Here is a 10,794-nt window from a genome sequence, read left to right on the forward strand (position 1 = left end):
AGGCTAGCTTAGACGCGCGATCGGGGCAAGGCGGGCACCCGATCGGTAGACGCCCGGTCAGAGCGTGCGCTGGCCGGTTGACGGTTCGGCAGGCGGCGCAGGGTCCGGGTTGAAGCGCCGCACAAAGCGCGCCTTGGCCGTTTCCAGTTGCTGCGCGTGAAACTGATCGATCGCCCGCTGCTCGGCCGCACGCTGCTCCGCCTCCGTCATGTTGCGGAAATCCAGGTAGGCGAGGAAGAAATTGTCGGCTGAGCCGTGCATGTCACAGGCCATGGCCGCCGGGCTGGTGAGCGCCCCTGTCGCAAGGGTCAGGCTGGTAAACAGGGTCAGGCGCATCGTCAGACCTCCCGCGCGTTGGTCATCTGGTAGAACACGCCGCTTTCATCTTGACCGGTGAGCACCAACGTCCCTTCGAACACGGCGACCCCGTTCTTCACCGCCACGGGCGCGCCGGTCCGAATCTCGATGAACTGATCAGGCGCCGGATTGAGGTGGAACGGGCAGTCGGGCGGGTAGGCCAGCAGCACGAAGTGGGTCTGCCGCGCGCTGTTCTGCAGCGGCATCATGTAGCCCGCCACCTTGATCCGCTTGCCGCCGAGCGCGCGAACCGGTTGCGGGAAGCGAGGCTTGCTGTAGATGATGCCGCCGGAGGTGCGCTGATCCTCCTCCGTGGACTCGAGCAGCGCCCACGAGGTGCCACCCGGCGGCGTGCGCGCCGGCTGCCACACGGATTCTGAGGGGCGCAGCCCGTTGCGCTGCGTCTGGGCCGTGGCAAGCGTGCCGCCAGTGGCGAGCGCCGCGCAGGCGACAATCAGGGCCAGTCTTATCATGGCATAACTCTGCAGGTTGTCGCGGCATTACCGCAAGTTTCATACGCAAAACTGCCGGCGCAGCAGTGAATTGTCAACGTCACGGCTCAGTACAAGACAGTTGCATTTCGTGGTAACACTGTCACATGATGCCGGAATGACGAGTGACCTGCAAGTGGGCGGTGCCGGGCAGACGGTGCTCGAGATTGAGGGGCTGCATCACACTTACGACGGGGTGTCGGTCCTGCGGGATTTCTCTTTCTTGGCGCTGAGAGGGCAGCACAGCCTGCTGCTGGGCCCGTCGGGCAGTGGCAAGACCACCCTCATCAACCTGATCGCCGGCTTGTTGTCCGTGCAGGAAGGCACGATCCGCATCGGCGGAGAGCCGATGGTAGGCACGGCGGCGAGCCGCGACCGCCTGCGACGGCAACGCGTCGGCATCATCTTCCAGACGCTGCGCCTGGTGGAGGCGCTGCCGGTCAGCGCCAATCTGCGGTTGGCTCAGAAGCTGGCCGGCCGGCCGCAGGATGATGCGGAGATCGCAGGCCTGCTGGCCGAAGTCGGCCTGAGCCATCGCGCGCATGCCCGGCCACGGGCGCTGAGCCAGGGCGAGGCGCAGCGCGCAGCGGTGGCGCGGGCCCTGGTAGCCCGACCAGACCTGCTGATTGCGGACGAGCCGACATCGGCGCTGGACGACGCCAATGCGGAGAAGATTGCCCAGCTGCTGGTGACCACGGCGGACGCGCATGGCTCCACCTTGCTGATCGCGACCCATGACGCACGGCTGCGCGCGCACATCGACAATGCGCTGGTGCTCCGGCCCATGATCGAGGAGCGCGCCTGATGCTCGGGCTGGCACTGGCCTATCTGCGCGACCGTGCGCTGACGACCCTGCTCAACGTCCTGCTGCTGGCACTTGCCGTTGCGACGCTGGCGATCCTGCTGCTGTTCTCCAGCCAGGTGGGCAACCGGTTTGAACGGGATGCCGCCGGGGTGGATCTGGTGGTGGGTGCCAAGGGATCGCCGTTGCAGCTGATCCTGTCGAGCCTTTACCAGATCGATGCCCCGACCGGGAACATACCGTTGGAAAGCCTGCAATTCCTGCGTAGGAACCGCGCGGTAGCGCAAGCAATTCCCTTGGCCTTGGGCGACCAGTTCCAAGGTTACCGGATTGTCGGGACCGAGCCGGCCTATGCTCATCTGTATGGTGCGACGCTGGCGGAGGGCGCCATGTTTGCCGGGCCGCAGCAGGCCGTGATCGGAGCGGAGGTCGCGCGTGCCACGGGCATAGGGCTAGGGCAGCGCTTCGTCGGCAGCCACGGCCTGGCGGAAGGCGGTACTGGGCATGACCATGCACCGTTCATGGCGGTCGGTATCCTGCGGCCTACGGGAACGGTGGTCGACCGTCTCATCCTGGTCGACGTACCAAGCGTCTGGGATGCGCACGGCATCGAGCACGAGGGAGCCGATGCGGCTCATGAAGAGCATGATGCGCACAGCAACCATGCGGCTGGGTGCGGCATGGAGCCCGAGATCACCGCCATCCTGATCAAGTATCGCAGCGCCTTCGGTGCCGTCAGCGTGCCCGGTCTGATCAACCGCCAGACGGATCTGCAGGCGGCAGTTCCAGCGGTCGAGACCACCCGGCTGCTCAGCCTGCTGGGTGCCGGGGTCGATGGGGCACGCATCTTCGCCTGGTTGCTGGCAGGGACCGGCGGCCTGTCGATCTTCGTCGCGCTGCTGCAGGCGGCCAACGCAAGGGAAGGCGACCTCGCGCTGCTGCGGGTCATGGGAGCCACCCGCCTGCAGTTGTTTGGCACCATCGTGCTGGAGGCGGTGCTGATCGCCATTGCGGGATGCGCGATTGGCCTGGCGGTGGGCCATGGTGTGCTGGCGCTGGCGATCGGGACGTTCGACACGCTGCGGGAGGTTGGCATCAGCGCGTGGCTGCTGCATCCCGGCGAGCTGGCGATCGTGGCGGCGGTGCTGGGCATCGCGCTGCTGGCGGCGCTGGTTCCGGCTATCCGCGTGCTGAGGACCGATCTGGCGGTGACGCTCGCACGCGCGCGCTAATCCGGCGGCGTAATGCGATCAAAAGGCGGCAAAGGTCAGGCCGTCAGCCGGCTTTGCAATGCCGGATCGGCCCGGCGGGAGAGCGCGACGAACATGGCGATGAGCAGCGGCACCAGCACCAGCGATAGCACCACCTTTGCCAGTGCCTGTCCCACGATCAGCTCGCCGATCGGGCGCACGCCGTAGAACGCGACCGTAATGAAGATCAGCGTGTCGACGACCTGGCTGATGACCGCGGCGATCGCGCCGGCGGCCAGCCCCAGACGCCCGGTGCGGCCCACCAGCCGCGCGAACAGCACGACGTTCAGCGTCATCGATACGCCATAGGCGATGATGCCGGCCACCATCAGCCTTGCGCTCTGGCCCAACACGATCGGGAACGCCTCCTTCGCGGGTTCCCACATGCCGGCATCGGTCGGCAACTGGATCACCAGCCAAGTGAGCGCGATGGCCGTCGCCAGCGGAACGAAGCCGAAGCGCACCAGCCGGCTGCCCGCGTCCTTGCCATACAGGCGGGTCACCGCACTCGACAGCGCGACCAGCAGCAGGAACGGCAGGATGCCCGCTTCCACCGCCAGCGGGCCGAGCGCGATCTGCTTGGACCCCAGTACCCCGGCGATGCAGGTCATCCCGCCGTAAAGCAGTGCCATGGCGAACAGCGGCAAGGGAATCGCAGGCGGCGGCAGCGTGTCGATTGGCTTCATCCCCGCCCTATCCGGCACGCCAGCGTAAAAGGAAAGTGTGGACCCGCATGGCCGTATGGGTGAAGAGGGCGGCCTTCCTTCAAGGCAGCAGAAGCGGGGCCGATGCCGTCCATCCTGATCAATATTGCCGGCATTGCCGTGATCCTGGCGATCGCATTTGCCCTGTCGACCAATCGCCGCGCCATCCGCCTGCGTGTGGTCGGCCCGGCGTTCCTGCTGCAGGCGGCCATCGCTTTCCTGGTGTTGTACACGCCGTGGGGCCGCGCAGGGATCGCTGGTGCGGCATCTGGCGTATCGGCGCTGCTGTCCTATGCGGGGGAGGGAACCGCATTCCTGTTCGGCGCCGATAATCCGCTGGCCAACACCTTCGCGCTGGGCGCGCTGCCGGTGATCGTGTTCTTCGCCGCGCTGGTCTCCATCCTCTACCATGTGGGCATCATGCAGCTGGTGGTGCGCTGGGTCGGCGGGGCGATCGGCTGGGTGACCGGCATCGGCCGGGTGGAGGCGCTGGCCGCGGCGGCCAACATCTTCGTCGGCCAGTCGGAAAGCCCGCTGGTGGTGCGGCCGTATCTCGCGACCCTGGCTCCGTCTGGCCTGTTCACGCTGATGAGCGTCGGCATGGCTGGCGTCGCGGGCACCATTCTGGCCGCGTATGCCGGGCTGCTGGGAGATGCCTACCTGCCATTCCTGCTGGCAGGAGCGGTGATGGCTGCGCCGGGCGGCATCCTGATGGCCAAGATCATGATGCCTGATGCGAGCGCCACGGCAGAACTGGAGCCGGATGTAGTCCTGCCGCGCGGTCGCGTCTCCGCCGAAGGGCCCGCGGCGATCACCGAAGGCGAGACCCCGCACGAGGTCAAGGCCGCCCGGGTGGAGGATCACCGGGCGGCGAACGTGATCGAGGCCGCGGCACAGGGGGCGCAGACCGGGGTCAAGCTGGCAGTTGCGGTCGGCGCGATGGTGCTGGCCTTTGTGGCGTTGACGGCACTGCTGAACGGGCTGGTTGGCTGGGTTGGCGGATTGTTCGGCTATGCCGACGTCACCTTCCAGAGTCTGCTGGGCACCGTGTTCGCGCCGGTCATGTTCCTGCTGGGCATCCCCTGGCAGGAGGCGCAGATTGCCGGCGGCCTGTTCGGCACCAAGATCGTGCTGAACGAATTCATCGCCTTCAGCGCGCTGCAGGAACTAGACCCCGCGGCGCTGAGCGAGCGGAGCCGGGCGATCGCCATCTTCAGCCTGTGCGGCTTCGCCAATTTCAGCTCGATCGCCATCCAGATGGCGGTGACTGGCGGCCTCGCGCCCAACCAGCGACCGCTGATTGCCAAGCTTGGTCTGCGCGCCCTGGCAGCCGGATCGCTCGCAAACCTCATGAGCGCTGCGCTGGCCGGGCTGTTCATGGGCTGATGGCGCCCGCCCGGGCGTACGAGCCGGTGGGCTCTGCTGGAAGTTGACACTAAGTTGACACCTCCGTCGCGCCGCAAGGCCGGGCGGGGCGATCCGCCGACCGGCCGGCGGAATGAAGCCTAGGAAGGGAACTGGTACGGCATGGCCGTCCTATGGCAACTATGCCCAGTGTAGGACAGAGCCTCGGACAAGGGCACCCGCCTGGTGCTACTCCGCCGCCATTGCCGGCTCTACCGCTTCCGCCAATTGCCGCTGCCACATGTCGGCATATAGGCCATCGCGGCGCAGCAGCTGCGCGTGCGTGCCCTGTTCCTCCAGCCGGCCGTCGTGCAGCACGTTGATGATGTCGGCATCGGCGATGGTCGACAGGCGGTGGGCGATGGCGATGCTGGTGCGGTGGGCGGAGACGCTGCGCAAGGTGGCCAGGATCGCCTGTTCCGTGCGGGTGTCGAGCGCGCTGGTCGCCTCGTCCAGCAGCAGGATCGGCGGATCCTTCAACAGGGTGCGGGCGATGGCGACACGTTGCTTCTCGCCGCCGGACAGCTTCAGGCCGCGCTCGCCCACCTCGGTATCCAGTCCCTGCGGCAGGCGGTCGATGAAACCATCGATCGCCGCGCCCCGCGCCGCCGCCATGATCGCATCCGGTCCGGCCCCATCACGCCCATAGGCGATATTGTAGCCGATCGTGTCGTTGAACAGCACGCTGTCCTGCGGCACGATGCCGATCTGCTGGCGGAGCGATGCCTGCGTGACCTTCGCGATGTCCTGCCCATCGATCAGGATGTGCCCCGCCCATGGATCGTAGAAGCGAAACAGCAGGCGCCCGATGGTCGACTTGCCTGCCCCCGACGGCCCAACGATCGCCACCTGCGCCCCTGCCGGCACCTCGAAGCTGAGGCCGTGCAGGATCTCCCGTTCCGGATCGTAGCCGAAGCGGACATCGTCGAACACCACGGTGGGCCGGCGCACCAATAGCGCGGGCGCGCCCGGCGCGTCCGCCACCTCTACCGGCGTGTCGATCAGGCGGAACATCTGCGCCATGTCGATCAGACCCTGGCGAATCGTGCGATAGACCCAGCCCAGCACATCCAGCGGGCGGAAGAGCTGCAGCAGGTAGGTGTTGACCAGCACCAGATCGCCCACGCTCAGTGTACCGCGGCTCCACGCCCAGACCGTCCAGGCCATCGCGCCCGCCATCATCAGGTTGGTGATCGTCGCCTGCAGGATGTTGAGCAGCGCCAGCGAGTTCTCGCTCTTGATCGCGGCCTCGGCATAATGCTGCGTGGCGGCGCCATATCGCTCCCGCTCACGCGCCTCCGCGCCGAAGTATTTTACCGTCTCGTAGTTCAGCAGCGAATCGACCGCGCGCGAGAGGGCAAGGCCGTCCAGCTCGTTCATCCGGGCGCGCAGGGTGGTGCGCCATTCGGTGATGATCCGCGTTAGCCATATGTAGGAGACCACTGTTATGGCGGTCGCCAGCACCATGCCCCAGCCGAATTTGGTGTAGAAGATCACGCTCACCACCAGCAGCTCGATGATGGTGGGCGCGATGTTGAACAGCAGGAAGTAGACCATCTCGTTGATGGACTTGGTGCCGCGCTCGACGATCTTAGTGACCTCTCCTGTCCGTCGCGACAGATGGAAGCGGAGGGAGAGCGCATGCAGGCGGCCGAATACATCCTGTGTCAGGTCGCGCACCGCATCCTGGCCGACCCGTTCGAAGATGACGTTCCGGATGTTGTCGAAGGAAACGGAGGCGAGCCGGCCGGCGGCATAGGCGACCACCAGGCCGAGTGCGACCCAGAGCGCCGGCTCGGTACTGTCGGCCGACATGGCATCGACTGCGCCCGCATAGGCGAACGGCAGGGCGAGAACCACGGACTTGGCCAGCAGCACGAACAGGCCGGCGCCGACGATGCGCCAGCGCAGGTCCGGGCGACCGGCCGGCCACAGGTAAGGCAGGAAGCGGCGTACCGTACGCCAGTCGGCCGGATCGGCACGGGGTGTTGCGGACTGCGAAGGGATCATCGCTGCGCCATGTGGGGAGCGGGTGGTCAGGTGCAAAGCCGGCCGGGACGGCCGGGAATCGCTGATGACGTCGATTCCCGTCCGATTCTCGAGGCCGGGGCCGTGGCGGTGCTTCTGAGCGCGTTCTTCGCCGCCGCGAAAATGGCAGTTTTCTGACACTTTTGGGGGTGTGCGAAACAAAATTGCAGAAAGCCGTTGACCGTTCTGAACCTCCCCCATATATGCCGTTTCACCGACGGGGCGCAGCGGTTTTGACCGGCGCGCTTCACTCGGTCGCCAACTTGGACGGACAACCTGCAGCCCGGTGAAGATCGGGAGGGAAGGTTGTCCGCCGTAAGGTTTTCGGCGGTTCTTTGACATTGTTGATTTTGATGAAGGGACATGTGGGCGACGGCGCCTGCTGCCGGGGGTTTTAAGGCTCCGGTTGGCAGTAACCAGGTCGTTGCCGCGTTTCGGTGCTCACCACGGGCGCTGGGATGTTAAGCATGTTCATTCGTATCCATTACGTTTGACAGTGCAGGTAACGGCTCCTTGAAGCGCGTGCTAGACTGGTTGGCGATCGCGAGGTCGTGCTGGTTTGGTATGTGACACAAACTTGAGAGTTTGATCCTGGCTCAGAACGAACGCTGGCGGCATGCCTAACACATGCAAGTCGAACGATCCCTTCGGGGATAGTGGCGCACGGGTGCGTAACGCGTGGGAACCTGCCCTTAGGTTCGGAATAACTCCTCGAAAGGGGTGCTAATACCGGATAATGTCTTCGGACCAAAGATTTATCGCCTTTGGATGGGCCCGCGTTGGATTAGCTAGTTGGTGAGGTAAAGGCTCACCAAGGCGACGATCCATAGCTGGTCTTAGAGGATGATCAGCCACACTGGGACTGAGACACGGCCCAGACTCCTACGGGAGGCAGCAGTGGGGAATATTGGACAATGGGCGCAAGCCTGATCCAGCAATGCCGCGTGAGTGATGAAGGCCTTAGGGTTGTAAAGCTCTTTTACCCGGGATGATAATGACAGTACCGGGAGAATAAGCCCCGGCTAACTCCGTGCCAGCAGCCGCGGTAATACGGAGGGGGCTAGCGTTGTTCGGAAATACTGGGCGTAAAGCGAACGTAGGCGGCTTGGTAAGTCAGGGGTGAAATCCCAGTGCTCAACACTGGAACTGCCTTTGAAACTACCTGGCTTGAATCCTGGAGAGGTCAGTGGAATTCCGAGTGTAGAGGTGAAATTCGTAGATATTCGGAAGAACACCAGTGGCGAAGGCGACTGACTGGACAGGTATTGACGCTGAGGTTCGAAAGCGTGGGGAGCAAACAGGATTAGATACCCTGGTAGTCCACGCCGTAAACGATGATAACTAGCTGTCCGGGCACATGGTGTTTGGGTGGCGCAGCTAACGCATTAAGTTATCCGCCTGGGGAGTACGGTCGCAAGATTAAAACTCAAAGGAATTGACGGGGGCCTGCACAAGCGGTGGAGCATGTGGTTTAATTCGAAGCAACGCGCAGAACCTTACCAGCCTTTGACATCCTCGGACGACTACCGGAGACGGTTTTCTTCCCTTTTGGGACCGAGTGACAGGTGCTGCATGGCTGTCGTCAGCTCGTGTCGTGAGATGTTGGGTTAAGTCCCGCAACGAGCGCAACCCTCGTCCTTAGTTGCCATCATTAAGTTGGGAACTCTAAGGAAACCGCCGGTGATAAGCCGGAGGAAGGTGGGGATGACGTCAAGTCCTCATGGCCCTTACAGGCTGGGCTACACACGTGCTACAATGGCATCTACAGTGGGCAGCTAACTCGCAAGGGTGCGCTAATCTCCAAAAGATGTCTCAGTTCGGATTGTCCTCTGCAACTCGAGGGCATGAAGGCGGAATCGCTAGTAATCGCGGATCAGCATGCCGCGGTGAATACGTTCCCAGGCCTTGTACACACCGCCCGTCACGCCATGGGAGTTGGTTCTACCCGAAGGTGGTGCGCTAACCCGCAAGGGAGGCAGCCAACCACGGTGGGATCAGCGACTGGGGTGAAGTCGTAACAAGGTAGCCGTAGGGGAACCTGCGGCTGGATCACCTCCTTTCTAAGGATTTGGCCGAAAGCGCCGGGTGTGACGGGAAACCGTTGCCATCTGGAAGAGCTTCGTCCGTTCCAAAGAACATTGCCGTCGTCCTCATGTCCTTTCATCACTGAAGATACCTTGGCGGGAGATCCGTCATGGTACGCCTGAGCTGGCTCACGCCGCCTGCGGCCATTTGGCTGGTTCGGGCATGTGTGTGGGCCTGTAGCTCAGTTGGTTAGAGCGCACCCCTGATAAGGGTGAGGTCAGTGGTTCGAATCCACTCAGGCCCACCATTGTCTTGTTTGGGGCCTTAGCTCAGCTGGGAGAGCACCTGCTTTGCAAGCAGGGGGTCATCGGTTCGATCCCGATAGGCTCCACCAGGCATGTCTTCAGTGTGGATAGGAAAACGTATCCGGCCCGTTGTGGCTGGTTGTCGCGTTTTGCCTTCAGCAAAATCGCGTCTTTGACATTGTGAATGGGTTTTTAATCGATGCCGTGGCGCATGGATTGCTGCAACTGATGAGGTTGTGGTGATTGGTGCGGCACAAGAAATCTGGCTGAGATTTTGACCGCGCCATCGTTTGGCGACTGTGCTGTTATGCAGGCCTGTCGTTGATGGTGTGGATTCTCAAGCGTGAGGTAAGAGCATCTGGTGGATGCCTTGGCATGTACAGGCGAAGAAGGACGTGGCACGCTGCGATAAGCGTCGGGGAGCTGTGAGCAGGCTTTGATCCGGCGATTTCCGAATGGGGAAACCCACCTTCACCATTTCCCTCGTATCGTGAGCAATCACGGTGTGAGAGAGGTGGAAAAGGTATCATCGAGCTGAATAAAATAGGCTTGGTGAAGCGAACCCGGGGAACTGAAACATCTCAGTACCTGGAGGAAAAGACATCAACCGAGATTCCGTTAGTAGTGGCGAGCGAACGCGGACCAGGCCAGTGCCTCATCTTCAACTAGCAGAACGCTTTGGAAAGAGCGGCCATAGCGGGTGACAGCCCCGTATGCGAAAGTGATGGATGAGGACTTGAGTAGGGCGGGACACGTGTAATCCTGTCTGAACATGGGGGGACCACCCTCCAAGCCTAAATACTCGTACATGACCGATAGCGAACACAGTACCGTGAGGGAAAGGTGAAAAGCACCCCGATGAGGGGAGTGAAACAGTACCTGAAACCGGATGCTTACAATCAGTTGGAGCTCCCTTGAGGAGTGACAGCGTACCTCTTGCATAATGGGTCAGTGACTTAGTGTATCATGCAAGCTTAAGCCGATAGGTGTAGGCGCAGCGAAAGCGAGTCTGAACAGGGCGACCATAGTATGATGCATTAGACCCGAACCCCGGCGATCTAGGCATGGCCAGGTTGAAGGTGCGGTAACACGCACTGGAGGACCGAACCGGTGAATGTTGAAAAATTCTCGGATGAGCTGTGTTTAGGGGTGAAAGGCCAATCAAGCCGGGAAATAGCTGGTTCTCCGCGAAATCTATTGAGGTAGAGCGTCGGATGTATGCCGATGGGGGTAGAGCACTGGATGGGCTAGGGGGTCGCGAGATCTACCAAACCTAACCAAACTCCGAATACCATCGAGTCTTGTCCGGCAGACAGACGGCGGGTGCTAAGGTCCGTCGTCAAAAGGGAAACAGCCCTAACCTACAGCTAAGGTCCCCAAGTCATGGCTAAGTGGGAAAGCATGTGGGAATCCCAAAACAACCAGGAG

The 10,794-nt window shown here is 62.6% G+C and carries 7 protein-coding genes, 2 tRNA genes and 2 rRNA genes (1 of these 11 running past the window's edge); 7 read left to right on the forward strand and 4 right to left on the reverse strand.

The annotated features are described in order from the left end of the window. Positions 1-57 precede the first annotated feature (57 nt). Both V5740_RS00330 and V5740_RS00335 read right to left on the reverse strand, forming a co-directional pair. Complete coding sequence (locus V5740_RS00330) at positions 58-336, reverse strand: hypothetical protein (protein WP_347303115.1); 279 nt, start codon at positions 334-336, stop codon at positions 58-60. Positions 337-338: 2 nt separating this feature from the next. Beyond that, positions 339-830, reverse strand: coding sequence for a DUF3299 domain-containing protein (locus V5740_RS00335; protein WP_347303116.1), 492 nt, complete (start codon positions 828-830; stop codon positions 339-341). 136 nt (positions 831-966) lie between these two features. Here V5740_RS00335 and V5740_RS00340 point away from each other — a divergent pair, with 136 nt between their 5' ends. Further along, positions 967-1,653 (forward strand): ATP-binding cassette domain-containing protein, encoded by a 687-nt coding sequence (locus tag V5740_RS00340; protein ID WP_347303117.1) that lies wholly within the window; start codon positions 967-969, stop codon positions 1,651-1,653. Next, entirely contained in the window at positions 1,653-2,882 is a 1,230-nt protein-coding gene (locus V5740_RS00345; RefSeq protein ID WP_347303118.1) for an ABC transporter permease, read from the forward strand. Before V5740_RS00340 ends, V5740_RS00345 begins: the two co-directional genes overlap by 1 nt. Positions 2,883-2,917: 35 nt before the next feature. Here the strand turns inward: V5740_RS00345 and V5740_RS00350 are convergent, their stop codons facing one another. Continuing rightward, a complete protein-coding gene (locus V5740_RS00350; protein WP_347303119.1) occupies positions 2,918-3,586 on the reverse strand; it encodes a queuosine precursor transporter in 669 nt (222 codons plus the stop codon). 102 nt (positions 3,587-3,688) lie between these two features. Here V5740_RS00350 and V5740_RS00355 point away from each other — a divergent pair, with 102 nt between their 5' ends. After that, on the forward strand, positions 3,689-4,990 hold the full coding sequence (locus tag V5740_RS00355; protein WP_347303120.1) for a nucleoside transporter C-terminal domain-containing protein: 1,302 nt from the start codon (positions 3,689-3,691) through the stop codon (positions 4,988-4,990). 207 nt (positions 4,991-5,197) lie between these two features. On the opposite strand, the gene V5740_RS00360 is transcribed toward V5740_RS00355, so the two are convergent. After that, positions 5,198-7,018, reverse strand: coding sequence for an ABC transporter ATP-binding protein/permease (locus V5740_RS00360; RefSeq protein ID WP_347303121.1), 1,821 nt, complete (start codon positions 7,016-7,018; stop codon positions 5,198-5,200). Between the two features lie 591 nt (positions 7,019-7,609). On the opposite strand from V5740_RS00360, the gene V5740_RS00365 reads away from it, so the two are divergent. From V5740_RS00365 to V5740_RS00380, 4 genes are all read left to right on the forward strand, one after another. Further along, positions 7,610-9,096, forward strand: a 16S ribosomal RNA gene (locus V5740_RS00365). 195 nt (positions 9,097-9,291) lie between these two features. After that, positions 9,292-9,368: transfer RNA gene (locus tag V5740_RS00370), tRNA-Ile, on the forward strand. Positions 9,369-9,379: 11 nt separating this feature from the next. Further along, a tRNA-Ala gene (locus tag V5740_RS00375) sits at positions 9,380-9,455 on the forward strand. Between the two features lie 249 nt (positions 9,456-9,704). After that, a 23S ribosomal RNA gene (locus V5740_RS00380) occupies positions 9,705-10,794 on the forward strand; it runs 1,705 nt beyond the window's last position. Together the 16S and 23S rRNA genes with 2 tRNA genes alongside form the textbook arrangement of a ribosomal RNA operon.

This window comes from Croceibacterium sp. TMG7-5b_MA50 (genome assembly GCF_039830145.1).
Taxonomy (GTDB): Bacteria; Pseudomonadota; Alphaproteobacteria; order Sphingomonadales; family Sphingomonadaceae; genus Croceibacterium.

Excerpts from the sequence above, each read along its gene's own strand:
- V5740_RS00330 (WP_347303115.1), bottom strand. The coding sequence starts at position 336 with ATGCGCCTGACCCTGTTTACCAGCCTGACCCTTGCGACAGGGGCGCTC.
- V5740_RS00335 (WP_347303116.1), bottom strand. The coding sequence starts at position 830 with ATGATAAGACTGGCCCTGATTGTCGCCTGCGCGGCGCTCGCCACTGGC.
- V5740_RS00340 (WP_347303117.1), top strand. The coding sequence starts at position 967 with ATGACGAGTGACCTGCAAGTGGGCGGTGCCGGGCAGACGGTGCTCGAG.
- V5740_RS00345 (WP_347303118.1), top strand. The coding sequence starts at position 1,653 with ATGCTCGGGCTGGCACTGGCCTATCTGCGCGACCGTGCGCTGACGACC.
- V5740_RS00350 (WP_347303119.1), bottom strand. The coding sequence starts at position 3,586 with ATGAAGCCAATCGACACGCTGCCGCCGCCTGCGATTCCCTTGCCGCTG.
- V5740_RS00355 (WP_347303120.1), top strand. The coding sequence starts at position 3,689 with ATGCCGTCCATCCTGATCAATATTGCCGGCATTGCCGTGATCCTGGCG.
- V5740_RS00360 (WP_347303121.1), bottom strand. The coding sequence starts at position 7,018 with ATGATCCCTTCGCAGTCCGCAACACCCCGTGCCGATCCGGCCGACTGG.